This window comes from Flavobacterium sp. B330r (genome assembly GCF_056824325.1).
The window spans coordinates 262607-280855 of sequence record NZ_CP124860.1 but is presented as its reverse complement, the minus strand read 5'-3'; the positions used below and the strand labels follow the sequence as shown (position 1 = coordinate 280855).

At 33.8% G+C, this 18249-nt stretch carries 10 protein-coding genes and 1 tRNA gene; 4 read left to right on the top strand and 7 right to left on the bottom strand.

From position 1 onward, the window contains the following. Positions 1–50: 50 nt before the first annotated feature. From QLQ95_RS01250 to QLQ95_RS01235, 4 genes are all read right to left on the bottom strand, one after another. Positions 51–1025, bottom strand: coding sequence for an IS110 family RNA-guided transposase (locus QLQ95_RS01250; protein WP_320494668.1), 975 nt, complete (start codon positions 1023–1025; stop codon positions 51–53). Positions 1026–1445: 420 nt separating this feature from the next. After that, the gene (gene purL, locus QLQ95_RS01245) at positions 1446–5099 is read right to left on the bottom strand and encodes a phosphoribosylformylglycinamidine synthase (protein WP_482502260.1); all 3654 of its coding nucleotides are present in this window, start codon (positions 5097–5099) and stop codon (positions 1446–1448) included. Positions 5100–5536: 437 nt separating this feature from the next. Continuing rightward, complete coding sequence (locus QLQ95_RS01240) at positions 5537–7048, bottom strand: hypothetical protein (RefSeq protein WP_482502258.1); 1512 nt, start codon at positions 7046–7048, stop codon at positions 5537–5539. Between the two features lie 154 nt (positions 7049–7202). Beyond that, entirely contained in the window at positions 7203–9431 is a 2229-nt protein-coding gene (locus QLQ95_RS01235; protein ID WP_482502256.1) for a leucine-rich repeat domain-containing protein, read from the bottom strand. A 223-nt stretch (positions 9432–9654) separates the two neighbouring features. On the opposite strand from QLQ95_RS01235, the gene QLQ95_RS01230 reads away from it, so the two are divergent. The 4 genes from QLQ95_RS01230 to QLQ95_RS01215 all read left to right on the top strand — a co-directional run bounded on the left by QLQ95_RS01230 (position 9655) and on the right by QLQ95_RS01215 (position 12110). Further along, a complete protein-coding gene (locus QLQ95_RS01230) occupies positions 9655–10086 on the top strand; it encodes a PaaI family thioesterase (protein ID WP_095928875.1) in 432 nt (143 codons plus the stop codon). 2 nt (positions 10087–10088) lie between these two features. Next, positions 10089–11159: a chorismate-binding protein gene (locus QLQ95_RS01225; protein WP_482502254.1), complete on the top strand. Its 1071-nt coding sequence runs from the start codon at positions 10089–10091 to the stop codon at positions 11157–11159. 81 nt (positions 11160–11240) lie between these two features. Continuing rightward, complete coding sequence (gene bshB1, locus QLQ95_RS01220) at positions 11241–11957, top strand: bacillithiol biosynthesis deacetylase BshB1 (RefSeq protein WP_095928873.1); 717 nt, start codon at positions 11241–11243, stop codon at positions 11955–11957. A 79-nt stretch (positions 11958–12036) separates the two neighbouring features. Further along, positions 12037–12110: transfer RNA gene (locus tag QLQ95_RS01215), tRNA-His, on the top strand. 191 nt (positions 12111–12301) lie between these two features. On the opposite strand, the gene ypfJ is transcribed toward QLQ95_RS01215, so the two are convergent. From ypfJ to QLQ95_RS01200, 3 genes are all read right to left on the bottom strand, one after another. Then, on the bottom strand, positions 12302–13156 hold the full coding sequence (gene ypfJ / locus QLQ95_RS01210) for a KPN_02809 family neutral zinc metallopeptidase (protein ID WP_095928872.1): 855 nt from the start codon (positions 13154–13156) through the stop codon (positions 12302–12304). Positions 13157–13296: 140 nt separating this feature from the next. Beyond that, a complete protein-coding gene (locus QLQ95_RS01205) occupies positions 13297–17349 on the bottom strand; it encodes a PAS domain S-box protein (protein WP_095928871.1) in 4053 nt (1350 codons plus the stop codon). 90 nt (positions 17350–17439) lie between these two features. Further along, positions 17440–18237: a DUF2189 domain-containing protein gene (locus tag QLQ95_RS01200; RefSeq protein WP_095928870.1), complete on the bottom strand. Its 798-nt coding sequence runs from the start codon at positions 18235–18237 to the stop codon at positions 17440–17442. Positions 18238–18249: the final 12 nt, after the last annotated feature.

The window sequence follows — 18249 nt, the reverse complement described above, 5'->3', positions numbered from 1 at the left end:
GTTTTTTATCCTCCCAATAATAATTAAGATAAAGTTTGTCATTTCGATTTCTATGATAAAACCAAATCTTTTTCATAAAAGGTTTGGTTTTTTATTACTGCAAAAACTCTATGGATTATTTTGTTTCTCACAGCATTTAAAACACTCATTTTGTTTTTTCCTTCATCAACTTTTCTAATGTAATATCTTCTCAGATCATTATCGAATCTAATTGCACTCATTGCTGCCAAATGCAGAATGGTTTTTAGGTTTTTATCTGCAAGCATTGATACTCCGGGTCTTCTTTTTAATGATGTTCCAGATTGAAAATCAAAAGGCACGACTCCGCTGTAGCATGCCATTTTTCTTGGATCAGTTATAACTGTAAAACCTTCTGTTTTTGATAATAATGTCCATGATAGAACTTGGCCCACTCCAGGAACAGATCTTATCAGTTTCTGTTGCTGGCTTAAACTTTGGTCATTATGTATTACTTTTTCAATATCATTTTCAATAATCTTAATCTGTGCATCAATGCTTTTAATAAGTTTGATGTTTAAGCTTTTCAATTCTTTATCCATTGCAATGCCTTTCATTAATTTGTAGTCATGCTGCTGAACCATAAGCTGTTTTTTGATTTTTATTCTTAAAGCTCTTTCGGTTAATAATATTTTTATCTTTTTAATGGAGCAGGAACTTGGTTTCCATTCCCTATTTTCCTGATAATTTTTTTCAATAAAACTACAAATTCGCAACGCATCAATTTTATCATTTTTGCCTCTGACAAGACCTATGCTTTTCTTGATATGCAAAGCAGATATTACATAAACCTTAAAGTTGAATTTTTCAAGTGCTTCAAACAGATTCCAATTGTATCTGCCAGTATTTTCCATAGCGATCATTACATTTTCACCTGAATATTTTTTGAAAAAATGCTTTATTGCCTGAATCTTATTCTCAATAGAAAAATAATTTACTGATTCCTCTTTAACACAAATATCCAAAGTCTTGCTGCTGATATCAATGCCGATAATAATGTTTTTCATAACTTTGCTTTTACGATTCAACAAATGATTTGAGAAATTCATCATAAGCTCAACTCCTTAATAACGGGTCACTAGCCCAAATTTCTATCTGAGTCTTTGATGAAAAGGAAGCTAAAGTCTTAATCGAAATATGAGTCACAAGCTCGGAGGAACGAACAGTTTACTTTTGCTTCCTTTCTCAATCATAAATCTACTTAAAATTTCAAAAAACAAATCTAAAGGAGGAACGAGGAATCTCCACAAGTAGCTCCGTCCAGAAAAGTTGACAATCTTTGTGGAGTCTCTTGCGGAGATTCCTCGTTCCTCGGAATGACAAGATTGCGTAAGAGTTGGAAATAAGCTAATTAGTAAAGATTAGCGTAATTCGTGGCTAAAAAAAACGCCCGATATAATTCGGGCGTCTTTAGTAAAAATATATTTTTAGATTTTCTCAATCCATTTTCTCGCGTTAACAAAAGCTTCATGCCAAGGCGAAACTTCGTCGTTTCTGTCTTTTGGATAATGAGCCCAGTTCCATTGGAAAGTCGAACGCTCAATGTGAGGCATCATAACCAAATGTCTTCCTGTTTTATCACACATCATAGCCGTGTTGTAGTCAGAACCATTCGGGTTTGCAGGATAACCTTCGTAAGCATATTTAGAAACAATGTTGTATTGGTCTTCTGCATAAGGTAATTTAAATTTACCTTCTCCGTGAGAAACCCAAACTCCTAAAGTGCTTCCAGCTAAAGTCGATAACATAACCGAATTGTTTTCCTGAACTTTTACAGAAGTAAAGATACTTTCGTGTTTGTTACTTTCGTTATGGTGCATTTTTCCGTGAACTTCGTGTTCTGGATTAATCACTTCCAATTCCATAAACAATTGGCAACCGTTACAGATTCCAACAGATAAAGTATCTTCTCTTTTGAAGAAATTGTCTAGAGCTGTTTTTGCTTTTTCGTTGTATAAGAAAGCCCCAGCCCAACCTTTTGCAGAGCCTAAAACATCAGAGTTAGAGAATCCTCCAACCGCGCCAATAAACTGAATATCTTCAAGCGTTTCACGACCAGAAATTAAATCCGTCATGTGAACGTCTTTTACATCAAAACCTGCTAAGTACATAGCATTTGCCATTTCACGCTCAGAATTACTTCCTTTTTCACGAATAATAGCCGCTTTTGGTCTTGGTTTAGAATTGTCAATTTCGGGTTTCTTTCCTGTAAAGTGTGCAGGGAAAGTATAATTTAAAACCTGATTTTTATAGTTTTCAAAACGTGCCTGAGCTCTTCCGTTTTTAGATTGTTTTTGATCTAATAAATAAGAAGTTTCAAACCAAATGTCTCTGTACTTCGCAATATCCAAATTGTAAATTCCAAATTCCAAACTTGGTGTACTTTGAACTGTACCTAATTTGAAGAACTCGATATTGTTTGCATTTAATTTTGCTTCAACAGCTGAATCAGATTTAGCCTGGAAAACGATTCCGATGTTTTCAGCGAAAAGGATTTTCAATAAGTCTTTTTCCGCGAAAGCGCTGAAATCAATTTTAGCTCCAAGATTAACATCAGCAAAACACAATTCTAATAAAGTAGTGATTAAACCACCGCTTCCGATATCGTGACCCGCTAAAATTTGGCTTTCACCGATTAATTCCTGAATTGTATTAAATGCATTTTTAAAGAAAGAAGCGTCTTTTATAGTAGAAGTTTCGTTCCCGATTGTATTTCTGATTTGCGCAAAAGAGGAACCTCCCAATTTGAAATCATCCTGAGACAAATTGATATAATAAATAGAATCTCCGTTTTTCTGTAAAACCGGTTCAACTACTTTTCTAATATCTGTACAGTTTCCTCCAGCCGAAATAATAACCGTTCCCGGCGCGATTACTTCGTCGTTTGGATATTTTTGTTTCATCGAAAGTGAATCTTTCCCTGTCGGAATATTGATCCCCAATTCAATTGCAAAATCGGAGCAACCTTCAACAGCAGCGTATAAACGAGCGTCTTCACCTTCGTTTTTACAAGCCCACATCCAGTTTGCAGATAATGAAATTCCTTTTAAACCATCTTTAATTGGCGCCCAAACAATGTTTGATAACGATTCTGCGATAGCATTTCTAGATCCTGCAACAGGATCAATCAAAGCAGCAATAGGAGCGTGTCCAATAGAAGTTGCAATACCTTCTTTTCCTAAATAATCAAGAGCCATAACTCCAACATTATTTAAAGGTAATTGTAACGGACCTGCATTTTGTTGTTTAGCTACTTTTCCTCCAACACAACGGTCAACTTTGTTTGTTAACCAGTCTTTTGAAGCAACAGCCTCTAAACGTAAAACGTCTTTTAAGTATGATTCAAAATCTCCTGCGTTGTACCCAACATCAGCATATTTTCTGTCGATAGTTTTGTCTGTCATAACCGTTTTTGGAGAACTTCCGAAGAAATCTTCTAAAGCATAATCCATCGGTTTAGAACCATTTGATTTAGATTCGAATGTAAAACGGTGATCTCCCGTAACATCTCCAACCTGATACATTGGCGAACGCTCTCTGTCGGCGATTCTTTGTAAGGTATCAATATCTTTTTGACCAATAACTAATCCCATTCTTTCCTGAGATTCGTTACCAATAATTTCTTTTGCAGAAAGCGTTGGATCTCCAACTGGTAATTTGTCTAAATCAATTAAACCTCCAGTTTCTTCCACTAATTCCGAAAGACAGTTTAAGTGTCCTCCAGCTCCGTGATCGTGAATAGAAACAATTGGGTTATTATCGCTTTCAACCAAACCACGAATGGCATTAGCAGCACGTTTTTGCATTTCAGGATTTGAACGCTGAATCGCATTTAACTCAATTCCTGAACCGAAAGCTCCAGTATCTGCAGAAGAAACCGCAGCACCACCCATTCCGATTCTATAATTTTCTCCTCCAAGGATTACGATTTTATCGCCTTCTTGTGGTTTCTTTTTAATGGATTGATCCAGTTTTCCGTATCCAATTCCACCCGCTTGCATGATTACTTTATCGTAACCAATTTTACGGTCGTTTTCTGAATGTTCGAAAGTCAAAACCGAACCTGTAATAAGCGGCTGACCAAATTTATTTCCAAAATCAGAAGCTCCGTTTGAAGCTTTGATCAAAATATCCATTGGGGTTTGGTACAACCATTTTCTTTCTTCAACGGCATTTTCCCATTTACGATCTTCTTTCAAGCGAGAGTAAGAAGTCATGTAAACCGCAGTTCCAGCTAAAGGCAATGAACCTTGTCCACCAGCTAAACGGTCACGAATTTCTCCTCCAGAACCTGTTGCGGCACCGTTGAAAGGTTCCACTGTTGTTGGGAAATTGTGTGTTTCGGCTTTTAATGAGATAACAGAATCAAATTCTTTTATTTCGTAAAAATCAGGTTTGTCTGCCGATTTTGGTGCAAATTGCTGCACTTTTGGTCCTTTTACAAAAGCAACGTTGTCTTTGTAAGCAGAAACGATATCGTTAGGGTTTTCCTGAGATGTTTTTTTGATTAATTTAAAAAGAGAAGTTTCTTTTTCTTCACCATCAATAACAAAAGTTCCGTTGAAAATTTTGTGACGGCAGTGTTCTGAATTGGCTTGTGAGAAAGCAAAAATTTCAGAATCAGTTAACTTTCTTCCTAATTTAGTCGAAAGATTGTTTAAATATTCTACTTCTTCTTCGCTTAAAGCTAAACCTTCTACTTTGTTGTAAGTTGCAATATCATCAATATCCAAAATTGGTTCTGGCTGAATGTTGATAGTGAAGATTTCTTGATCTAATTCGTTGAATTTTTGAGAAAGCATTGGATCAAAATCAGTAAAATCTTCCGTTGCAGGATGAAATTCTTCGATTCTGATAATGCCAGAAATCCCCATGTTTTGAGTAATTTCTACAGCATTTGTACTCCAAGGTGTAATCATGGTAGCGCGAGGACCAACAAAGAAACCTGTCAATGCAGATTTTTCGATCTTATTCGCGTCGGCAAAAAGCCAGTTTAATTTTGAAATGTCTTGAGCTGAAATTTCGTTTTGCGTTTGTACTGCAAAAACAGTTTTGCTTTGGTTTTCAAAGAAATGGATCATTTGTGTAGTTTGTTGTATTGAGGTGCAAATTTAGTCAATCTAAACCGAAAAAAAAAGCAACAATAAACGCCTTTTTAATTATTTATTTTTGCCCTTTTTTGCCCTGAAAATGCAATTTTTTTGCTAGTTAAAGTGCCCAAAATTTAACATTTTTAGATCTTTAATTTTTGCCTGTAAACGTTTGTTATTTTTCAAATTTCAATCAAAAAACTACTTCATAAGAACAAGGGAATTCTTAAAATTTAATTACAAATTTTTCTAAAGGAAATCCGAGAAATTTGCAGAATGGGTAAAATTTAATCTCGCAAAGACGCAAAGGCGCAAAGATTTTTTTTAGTTTTCTGACTTAAACTTGGCGACTTTGCGTCTTTGCGAGCAAAATTTATAATCAAAATTCTTTAAAAAAAACTTAGCGCCTTCGTGGCAAAAAAAAAAAGTTACTTAGGAAAATCTTGACTCTGATAAGCTCCCAAATCTGGTGGCGAAGTTCTTGTAATTCCTAAAATGTCGGTTGGAATCATAAAGACGGGATCTCCTTTCGCGAAAGCGGCAGAAGTTTTATCAATATTAAATTTATTCTGAGACACATTATAAAATTTCGGATTTTCATTCAGAATTATATTCGTGTAATGTTCTGTGTCGGTCTTGAATTGATAATTAGGATCTTTAGTCGAACTGCTGAATTTCAGTAGACAATTATTTAATTGATAGACAAATGGCGCATTTGCATTTTTATCTAAATTGAATTCGTTTGTAGCCGAACCATAAATAATACAATTATTAAAAATAGCATTGGTTAAAGGATTGGTTTCTGGAGTTGCTCCAGCTAAAGAGTTGCTTAAATTTACTGCAACTTGAGAACTGCTTGACCAATTGTTGTTAAAGGTGCAATGCGTAAAGTTGTAATTTCCACCATAAACGCAGGATAGAGAAGCTAAACCAGCATAGTTTATTACAATATTGCTAGCAATAACATGAGTATCTCGAGCTAAAATTCCGTATTCGGCGCAATTGTAAATTTGAGTGTTTTTAATTTCGAATGTATTATAAGGACTTTGCAAGTCCAAACCAATAATCGCATTTTTCAAAGTTAAATGATTGATGGTGTGATTGGCACTTCCATTAGAAAAAATAACCGATTTCCATTGTCCAGGAATATCAGAATAAAGTGATTCTAAACGATCGCCTTCAAAGACCACTTCATTTTCAAGTTTATCAGTTGTAGAGGTTGTTCCGTTAATTTGTAGAGAAGCGTTATTGCCAACATACAATCCAGAATTGGCATGAAAATGAACTCTTGCGCCAGCTTCAAAAGTTACGGTTTTAAATTCTGGAACTCCTGCGTAGCCATAAATTACGTATGGTTTTTCATTTGTAAAAAGAAGTTCATTTCCGTTTGCAGGATCATTTTCGTTTAAATAAAATCCGTCAACATCTTTCCCGTCAATTTTAATTTTTTCTTTGGTTCCGTCGGGATTTTGATTTGGGTATAAAAATACAGCATCTTGTATTAAGGTCACCAAGGCTACTTCCTGCAAATTAGCTCCGCTGTCAAACTGAATTTCATCGGTATATAAAAAATCTGTTGGATTGGCATCCGTAATATCTGCTGTAGTTTCTATAAAAATGTACAAACTGTCTTTTGCTAAAAGCGTAACATCTTTAAAAATCTTTCCATTGTTGCCACTCATTCCGTCAACAGTCATTCTGTATTTGGAATTTAAGCCTTTTTTAAGTTGTACAGTCGGAATCGAAATATCATTTTTACTTCGATTATATACTTTTAGTTGATAAGTGCTTGAGCCAATATTTTTAAAAACAGTATCCAAATAAACTGTGTCTTTTGAGAACTTTAAATCTCCAGTGCTGGCAACGGTATCAAAGTCAGTTCTACAAGAGCTAACAGCCGAAAGGATCACGAGTAAAAAAAGAACTAAAAGATGGCGCATTTGTTATATTTTATGTAAAAATAGGAAAAAACTTCTATGTATCATGTAGATTTAAATAATTTTGAAATCCTCCAATTCTTTTAAAAATAAGCAGCCAGTTCTTTAACCTGAAGTGACAGCTTTTTTTGGTAGGCACGGTGTTTTTAGAACCTATTTATTCTTTAATTATTTTAACTAACTTACCTTCGATGTTTAATAGATAGATACCTTGAGCGTAAGCTGATAAATCAATTGTATTACTTTGCGTTTTTAGAAGTTGTTTGCCTTGTATGTCATATAATTTTACTAACGGAACATTACTGTTATTATTTTCAATATTAACTATTCCTTTTGTTGGGTTTGGATATATTTGGTTATCAACAGTGTTTGGAGTATAATCATTCAAACCTAAAGTACTTCCTTGAATTCGTGCAAAATCTTTCCAGGCTACGGCAGATTTGTATGCTGGTACTGTTCCATCTGGTACCTTTAATATGCAATTCGCTTTATCTACTGTCCAAAAAGTATAGGTAGCGCAAGTGGCAGGAATAAGACCTAAGACATTTATTTGCATCAAACCACTACAGTATCCGAAAGCAGTATCTCCGATGCTGGATACATTAGAAGGGATAGTTATACTAGTAATGCCAGTACAATTTAAGAAAGCAGATTTACCAATGCTACTTACAGCAGCAGGAATGGTTACTGTAGTAATAGCTATGCAATCTGAGAAAGCATATGCTTGAATACTGGTTACAGTATCAGGAATAGTTATGCTCGCAAGGGCTCTACAACCAGAGAAAGTAGATTCGCTAATGGTGGTTACAGCTGCAGGAATAGTTACGCGAGTTATAGATGTACAACCTTCGAATGCAGAGGCACCAATACTTACTATCGAATTAGGAAAAACCAGCTCATCAGTAGTATTTGTTGTTTTCAAAGAATTATTAGAAGCTTTTTTATCGGTTGCTTTAGGGGTGTATATTATTGAGGTTAGTTCGGTACAATCTTCAAAAGCATAATTTCCGATATGGGTTATTCCATCTTCTAAAACAACTTGTTTTATGTTAGTATTCCCGTTCCAAGGAGAAGATTCACTTGTGTAGTCCGGCATAGCCCCTGAGCCTTTAATAATAAGAATATTGTCAGTGATATACCAGGTTAGAGGGCCTTCTGTCCCACTTTGTGCAAAAATATCAAATTTAACATTCCAAAGAATTTTCCAGCCGGTTGCAGCTTTATAAACAGCCTTACGATTGTTGGGGAAATGAAACGTGCAATTATTATTAGCTACACCTCCAACAAATGTTTCAGGAGTACAAGTAGCAGGAGTAAATCCGGGAACATAGACCTGCGTTATTTTACTACAATTGTCAAAAATTTTTTCTCCCATGCTTGTTACGGAAGCAGGAATTGTTATTGTTGAAGAGATATTTGAGCAATTTGCAAATGCATTGCTTTCTATATTTGTTAAGGAATTAGGAAGGTTCAATGAAGTTAATGCTGTGCATTCTTCAAAAGCATTTTTTCCAATCCGGGTTATCGAATTAGGAATATTTACAGTATTTAAATTAGTACAGTGAGAAAAAGTAAATTCTAAAATTTCGCTTACAGAATCAGGAATCGTTATTGAAGTTAAACTATTACAAGAAAAAAAAGCATAAGCTCCAATATTGGTTACCGAAGAAGGGATCGTTATTGATGTTAAGTTAGGGCAATGTGCAAAGGCAGTACTTCCAATGCTTGTTACAGTAGAAGGAATCGTTACGGAGGTTAATGCATCGCATTGAAAAAAAACATTTTGCTCAATACGGGTTAATGAATTAGGAAGAACCACGGAGGTTAATTTCGAGCATACCCAAAAGGCATATTCTCCAATGCTGGTTACTGAATTAGGGATATTAATCGTAGTTAATTCACTACAATTTTCAAATACACGTGATCCAATGGTAGTTACTGAATTGGGAATGTCTATTGAGGTAAAGCTTGAGCAATAAGCAAAAGCACCATGCCCAATACCGATTACCGAATTAGGAATGGCTATTGAGCTTAATTTAGAGCAATGCGCAAAGGCACCATTTCCAATATTGGTTATGGTATTAGGGATATTTATAGATGTTAACTCAGTGCAATTGTAAAAAGCTTCGTTACCAATATTACTAACTCCAGGTTCTATAACGACTGAAGTAATTACAGGGTTATATAATGTTTTAATATATTTGCTGGACCACGGTGGGGATTTAGAATCGTTATTATAAGTATAATCAGGCATAGCACCTATCCCGCTAATAGTGAGAACTCCATTATTGATTTGCCAATCCAAGTTTCCTGTCCTCCCATATTGTGCAAAACTTTTTAAAGACAGTAGTAAGCAAGTAATAAAAAGAAAGTAAAGTTTTTTCATAGGTTCAGTTTAGTCATTTTTTATAAAATAAAATCTGATAAAAATAGAGAATTAATTGTAATTAAGATATCATAGCATTCAATAACTTTTGAATGCTATGATTTTCTATTTAATAATAGCTAGCTTAAAGATTAAGGCTAGTGTTCTAACAAGTAATTGAAATAATAAATTAATACTTTTTTGACTTCTTTTCTTTAATTTTACGATTTTAAAGTTTATTTTAATGAATTATACAAAAGAGCAGATTTTAGCGCGCTGTAATGAGTTTTCTAAAAACACATTGATGGAAACGTTAAAAATAGAATATATCGATGCCGGAGAAGATTTTTTAACTGCAAAAATGCCTGTAAATCCAAGTGTTCACCAACCAATGGGATTGTTGCACGGAGGCGCTTCTGTAGCTTTGGCAGAAAGTGTTGGGAGTGCAGCTTCTTTCTTTTTTATCAATCCGAAAGAACAGGAAGTAAGAGGTATCGAAATTTCGGCAAATCATCTAAAAAGTATTCGCGAGGGTTATGTTTTCGGAACAGCTCGAATTATTCACAAAGGAAGAAGTCTTCATCTTTGGGAAATTAAAATTACCGATGAAGCAGGAAACCTAGTTTCGCTTTGCAAATTGACGAATATGGTTTTGGATAGAAAGAAAAGCGAATAAATATGAATTCATTTTTCTTAAAAATTAAAAATCATAAAGAACAAAATTTACCTTTTGTACTTTATTCAAAACCCAATACAGAAAATTATGTTGGGATTTTACAGCAAAATAATATTTTAAACACCGTTTCGGATTACAGCGAAAAAGGATTTGTTTTTGCTTCTTTTGATGAAAAACAATTAATTTTAATTCCTGAAAATGAGTCGGAAATTATTACGGTTCAAAAAGAAAAGACTTCATTTGAACCCATTGAAATTGACGATTTGAGTTTTGATGCTGAAGCTAAATTTCAATATGAATATCTAGTAGCGCAGGGAATTCAAGCCATTAAAAATGAAGAGTTCAAAAAAGTGGTTTTATCACGAAGTGAAGAAGTTCCTTTGTCTAAATTTGATTTTATCGAAACTTTTCAGCACTTGGTTCAGCTATATCCAGCCACTTTCTGCTATTGTTTTTTTCATCCGAAAATTGGACTTTGGATGGGGGCGACTCCAGAAAAACTGCTAAAAGCAAACGGAAATGTTTTTGAAACGATGGCTTTGGCAGGAACACAAAAAGATAATCAAGAAGTAGAAATCGTTTGGCAGCAGAAAGAAAAAGACGAACAGCAATTTGTTACTGATTTTATTGTAAAAAGACTTCGAGAATTTACAGCTTCTGTTGTGGTTTCTGAGCCTTACAGTTTAAAAGCAGGATCGATCTGGCATATTAAAACAGATATTTCTGGAGTTTTAAAAGATAATTCGACTTTAGAAGAAGTAATAGACACGCTGCATCCAACACCTGCTGTTTGCGGACTTCCAAAAAAGAAATCGAAAGCATTTATTTTAGAAAATGAAAATTACAATAGAACTTTCTACACTGGTTTTCTAGGTGAACTAAACAGCACTTTTGCAGGAAATAATGCAAGTTCTGATTTATTTGTAAATTTACGATGCATGCAGATTCAGAACGAAAAAGCGATCTTATACATGGGCTGCGGTATTACAAAAGAAAGTGTTCCTGAAAGAGAATGGGAAGAAAGCGTTAATAAATCAATGACGATGAAAAAAGTTTTGAGAAAAAGTTTATAAATTGTTTCAAGTTTCAGGTTTCAAGTTTCACGTTCTGTTGACAACTTGAAACCTGAAACTTGAAACTTGAAACAAAAAATAATGAAATTAGACATATTGGCCTTTGGGGCGCATCCAGACGATGTAGAATTAGGTTGTGCTGGAACAATTTTAAAAGAAGTTTCCCTTGGGAAAAAAGTAGGTATTGTAGATTTAACGCGTGGTGAATTAGGAACACGCGGGACAGCAGAAATTAGGGATCAGGAAGCAAAAGATGCAGCTAAGATTTTAGGAGTTGTTGTGCGTGAAAATTTAGCAATGCGTGACGGATTTTTCGTTAATGATGAAAAACATCAATTAGAAGTCATTAAAATGATTCGTAAATACAAGCCAGAAATTGTGTTGTGTAATGCAATTGATGATCGCCATATAGATCACGGAAAAGGAAGCAAATTGGTTTCGGATTCTTGTTTTCTTTCAGGGTTAATGAAAATTGAAACTTCGATTGATGGAGTGCCACAAGAAGCGTGGAGACCCAAAGTGGTTTATCATTATATTCAATGGAAAAATCTAGAACCTGATTTCGTTGTAGACATTACAGGATTTGAAGAAAAGAAGATTGAAGCGATTATGGCGTACAAAACTCAATTTTACGATCCGAATTCAAAAGAACCTTCGACGCCAATTACGAGTAAAAACTTTTTTGAAAGCTTAAATTATCGCGCGCAGGACTTAGGAAGGTTAGTTGGGAAAGATTTTGCAGAAGGTTTTACGGTTGAAAGGTGTTTGGCAGTCAATAGCTTAGAAAATTTGATTTAATTTTTATAAAAATTTTTCATTTTTTTCTTTGTAGAACTCAACCTTTGTTCTATATTTGCACTCGCTAAGCAGAAAAATGGTGGTTGTAGCTCAGCTGGTTAGAGTAGCGGTTTGTGGTGCCGCGGGTCGCCGGTTCGAACCCGGTCAGCCACCCAGATTTAAAGCCTTGAAGAAATTCAAGGCTTTTTTTGTTTTCGTCAGAAAACAAAAAAAGCAAAATTCCAATAAAAAAAATCCAAAAGTAGAACAACTTGGAATTTGGAATTTTTTATTGGAATTTCATTAAAAAAGCCCAACTGCTAAGTTGGGCTTTTTTTGGTGGTTATTATATTTGGTTTTATGTATTATCGAATTTCTTCAAATGTATTGCCTTGATTTATATCTCCGGTTTTGAAACCTTTTTTAAACCAATACATTCTTTGCTCTGAAGTTCCGTGGGTAAAAGAGTCGGGAACAACGTGTCCTTGCATTTTACTTTGTATTGCATCATCTCCAACTGCATTTGCTGCACTTAAAGCTTCATCAATATCTCCAACATCAAGATCTTTTTGATTATCATGTGCCCAAACTCCAGCATAAAAATCAGCCTGTAATTCTAATGCTACAGATAATTTATTAGCTTCGGCATCACTTTTTCCTTGCTGCATCTGACGCATCTTAGAAGATGTTCCCATTAAAGTTTGAATGTGATGGCCAATTTCATGCGCAATAACGTATGCAATGGCAAAATCGCCTCCTTTTGCACCAAATTTAGTTTTTAATTCTTCAAAGAAATCTAAATCCATATATACTTTGCGGTCACCTGGACAGTAAAAAGGGCCCGAAGCAGATGATGCTCCACCGCAGGCAGTTTGTACAGCGCCTTTAAAGAGAACTAATTTTGGCTTTTCGTATGTCATTCCATGCTCAGCAAAAATCTTAGTCCACGTATCTTCATTGTACGCTAACAAAGTTCTTACATAATTACCCATTTCTTCATCTTCCTTGCTTAACGGAGCTGCAGCTTCAGTCTGTTGTCCTTGTCCGCCTTGCATTTGTTCTAGTATTGGCGCTATTTGCTGACCTGTTTCGCCGCCAAAAACATTTAGAAGCAAAACAATGATCCCAATAACTCCTCCGCCAATTATTGCTTTTCCTCCACCAGAAATTGATCTTCTGTCTTCGACATTATCACTTTGCCTTCTGCCTTGCCATTTCATATTGAATTGTTTTTTAACTTGTTATTTAAAACGTTGTACGAATTTATATATTTTTTATGATAAATTTTACAATTGAAAGGTTTATGTTTTGTTGTCAGTCGCAGTTTTCAGTTTCAGCAAACAATCTGAAACTAAAAAAATCACCCTAGCCATTTAACTAGTGCTTCTTCAACACTTCCTTTCATAATTGGTTTAGAAATATAATCATCCATTCCGGCAGAAATACATTTGTTTCGTTCTTCTTTTTCCGCGCCTGCTGTCACGGCAATAATAGGAACATCACGGCCCTTCTTGGTATTTCTAATTGCTTTTGCAGTTTCATAACCATTCATAATTGGCATCTGAATATCCATAAAAATAATGGTCGGATTAATTTTTTCAAATTGCTGAATGGCTTCATATCCGTTTTCGCATTCGAAAATGAAAGCATTATGATATAGATTTTTTATAATTGTTTTTAGAAGAAGCATGTTTACCTTATTATCTTCTACAATTAAAAAAGTAATATTGTTGTCGTTTGTCTCAATTTCGTCAGAATCTAAGTCAATATTCAAACTTTTAAGCTCGGCATTATATTTATCATTAATGCTGTGATTGCTTGTTTTTAAATTTAAATCAAAGAAAAAAGTACTTCCTTCGTCAATTTTACTTTCTAGTTGTAAACGGCTTTCCATTAAAGCAAGCAATTGGTTAGATATGGTTAAACCTAATCCTGTTCCTCCAAATTTTCTTGTTGTTGAGCTGTCTTCTTGCAGAAAAGCTTTGAATATTTTTTTTTGATTTTTTTCAAGAATTCCAATTCCGGTATCAATTACAGCAAAACGTAGAACACAATTGTTGCTATGGTTCTTTTCTAAAACCGAAACATTTAGTTTGATAGAACCTTCTGTTGTAAATTTAACCGCATTTGAAAGCAGGTTAATCAAAATCTGTTTGAGACGAACAATATCTGTCCAGATATATTTGGGAACATCGGGATCAATATTCAATTCCAGTTCCAGATTCTTTTTATTGGACTCATATACAATTAAATCGAAAACTTGTCCTAAGATTTTTTTTATGTCATATAGATCAATAAAAAGCTCTAGTTTTCCTGCTTCAATTTTTGAGAAATCCAAAATATCATTTATAATTTCAAGAAGGGAATGAGCCGACTGGTTAATTGTGGTCATGTATTTTTCTTGAATTTCCTCCAAATCCGTTTTCATTAATAAGTGTGTAAAACCAATAATTCCGTTTAGAGGAGTTCTGATTTCGTGCGACATATTAGCCAAGAAGTCCGATTTTGATTTATTTGCCGCTTCAGCAAGCTGCTTGGCTTTTATCGCATCTTCTATTTCTTTTTTACTTGTAATGTCAAAATAGATTCCGCCCACAAATTCAATTTCATCGTCTCGCTTAATTACATCTCCAAATTCTTCTATCCAAATAAATTCGCCACTTTTGCGCTGAATGCGATACACATTGTGTAAAGGCATTCCGTGCTGTAGATTATCGATTTGATTGTTGATTACTTCTTCTTTATCATCTGGATGAATTAACGATAGAAAAGACAAATTATTTTCAATAAATTCAGATTTTGAATATCCGGTAAGATTTAAAACTTCATCGTTTAAGAATATTTTGGTCGAGAAAGCATCAAATTTTGATAAATAAACGGTTCCAGGAATATTGTTTGCAATCAGTTTAAATTTCTCTTCGCTTTCAATAATCTTAGTTTCATTTCGGTTTCTTTCTAATGCCGATGAAATATTATTTGCCAATACCTGAAAGATGTTTATTTCATCTTCAGTCCATTTTCTTTCGGTTGTACAATCATCAAAACCAATAAAACCTGTAAAAAGATCATTAATGTAGATAGGTAAAATTAAGATAGATTGTATTTCATTGTCAATGAGAAGTTTTTTGAAGAAACCATCATTAAGATTTCTTGTAAATATATTTAGGATTTTTCTTTGCGATGCGACATCATATATTTCTTGAAGATTTTCTTCTGTCATATGATGCAAAGGGGTAATTTGATGGACAATACCCTCTCGTGACCATTTGTATTTTTGGCTTACAGTATTATAGATCGCATCTTTTTCGTAATAATACATATGATCTACTTTGGCTGCTTTTCCTATAATATTGAACGTTTCCTGAAACATTTGATGAGTCGTTTTGCTGAGCAGAAACTTCTCTGTACATAATGAAAGCGCGGATAAAAGCTGGCTTTTAAGTTCCAATTTTCTTTCTGCCTCTAAGCGCATTTGCGAAGAAATGGCAAGAGAAATCACATCAGATATGGTTCTCGCATAATTAATGTCTTCATTGTCCCATTCTCGCTTTTGTTCTGTGCTTTCAAAACAAGCAACACCTGCTAATTGGCCTGTTAAAAAAATAGGCACATCTAGCATTGATTTGATATTGTTTTTTGTAAAATAAAGCTTTTGAAACTCAGATGTTTCCAATTTGTTGAATACGTCTGGCGCGTTAATAATTGCCTTATTGTTTAAGGTTTCAAAATAAATAGGATAGGACTCTTTATTTAAAATGTTTTTGTCGCTTAAACTTTGATTGTCAAGGCTAAAAAGATTTTTGCAAGTAATTAAATCATCGTCATATTTCCAAAAACTTACGCGGTTAGTGTTGCTTATAGAAGCAGCTTCTTTTAATATTAAATCGATAACAGTGTTTAATTCGTTGTATTTGCTAAAATCTGTCGTGGATAATTTTTTGGTTGAATTGTTATAGGCTTCAATTTTTTTAAGACGTCTTTTTTTCTCGTTTTCGATATTTTTTTTCTCGGTAATATCTCTTGCAATTCCAGAGAAGCCAATTGTTAATCCTAATTCATTTTTACGAACAATAATTTTTTGAGACATCCATATTTCTTCACCATTTTTCTTCAAAATAGGAATTTCAATAATGGGATAATTGTTTTCATTGAGAACCAAATTTTCGTAAAAATCTACGGCACTATTGATGTAATTATCATGAATAAAATTGGAATAGTGTTTTTTGATTATTTCGTTTTGAGAATATCCAAGAGCAGAAATACCAAATTCATTTATAAAAGTAAAATGACCTTCTGCGTCTATTTCAAAAATAATATCGGTGGCCGTTTCAATTAGGTTTTTGTATTGATCCTGAACGATAACTTGTTCGGTAACATCTTGCCCAATGCTAATAATTAAATCGTCTGAAAACTTTTTATCTTTCCACTGAATGTATTTGTATTCGCCGTTTTCGGTTTTTAATTTTCTAATATAAAGTTTGTTTTCTTGATCTCGAACAGGATTGAATTTTTCTTCTGATTCTAAATCATGGGTTAATTCCCAGAATTTCAAACCCATAACTTGATCGGGTTGATATCCTAAAATAGGAGTTACGGTTTCACTACAGAAAAGTATTTCACCTTTTTGATTGGATGCTATTGTAAGTGAATTTCCTTTATGGACGATTTCGTTTGCAAATCTAAAATTGTCGCGATTGTTTAATAAAACTGCATATTTTACTTGATTTATAATAAAAATTAGAATGCAGAAATTAAGCAGTAAGATGGAAGATTTTATTGGAATAAGTTGAAGTGTTAACGTCGTAATTAGAAAGGTAAACGTTAAAGCAACAAAGGCCCAATAAATCTTTATAGGTTTAAGGATGTTGTACGAAAAGAAAAAAGAAATAAGGAAAACAATAATGGGCACAACATCATTTTTTAGCGTAACAATGTTGTAGGCTACGTAACTGATGTAAATAAAAAAGCTGGAAATAAAAATCTGCTGGATTTTATCTCTTATCCATTTAATTTTATCTGTTATCGTATAAATGACAAGTACCAAAACCCCAATTGAAACATTTACAATTAAGAGGCTTTTGGGTCTTATTTTGAAAATTTCATTTATGATTTCAATTACAATTACCGCAATGCCAAAAAATAAGATATAAAGCTGGTATTCTCTTCCAACGGCATCTTGTTCTTTCTTCTTTTCGATGAAATATCCGATTTTAGCTTTAATTCTAAAAAATTGATAAACCAAGAGCGAAAGGAAGGCAAAAAGCGATAAACCTAAAACAAAAAGTTTATGGTTGTTATAGTAAATAATATCGGAATTAAACACATACCATCCAGTCATAATTGATTCGAAGGCACTCCCAGCAGTGGAAATTCCTGAAATAACCGAATTGAAAAAACTATAGTTTGCGACCATAGAATTTGGGGTATGTTGGTTTAGTAAATAGTCTTTTGAAAATTCTTAAAAAGAAGTGGTTAAGTTCTCGGTAAATAAGAATTTTCGGTTTTAATCTACATTGTATTTTCCGATTGAATCAATTGAATCTTCTTCCTCAGATTGTGTTCCAAAAATGGCGAAATAAGTCGCGTAAATCATAGAGCTGTTAAAAACAACCGTAAATATGATTCCGACGCAACAGCCAATAAAACCAACCATGGAACCAAGGAAACCTATGATAAAAAAAGCAAATATGTTAAGCGGATTTTTTGTAACGATAATGATACTAGATTTTATAGCATCTATAGCTTTAAGGTTTCCAAAAACAATTAATGGAATAGAAAGATACATAAAGTAAGAAACCATAAACGAAATGATGTTTCCAACAAATACAATTCCTGAACTTTCGATTAAATTGGCAATGGCAGTTCCTAAAATTGCTGGAATAAAAGCAGCAACAAAAATTTGTGCAAAATAGGGTGCTTTGTAATAAGAGAAAATAGTGGAAACATTAAACTCAATATCTTTGTCTGCAGAATCGGCCATTTTTAGAAAACCAGCACCAAAAGGAGCTGTAATTCCTGCAACCACAGAAACAGCAACGGTTTGAATTACGAGTTGGATTGAAGTGAATTGTTGATTCTCAAAATTTTGAATGAAATCTTTTGTCATTGCCTCGGCACCAAAATAGGCAATCATTATACCCATAAAAGCGACGGCTGCAATAATTGAAAAAACTAGGATGATAAGTCCTGAGTAAAGTGCTATTTTTTTGTAATTTTCGAAAGCGTGATTAAAAACTGTAGCAAAATCAAGGGAAAAGCCATTTTTTTTAATGTCCTCAATTTGGTTAAGTGTAGATTTCATTTTTATGTAAGA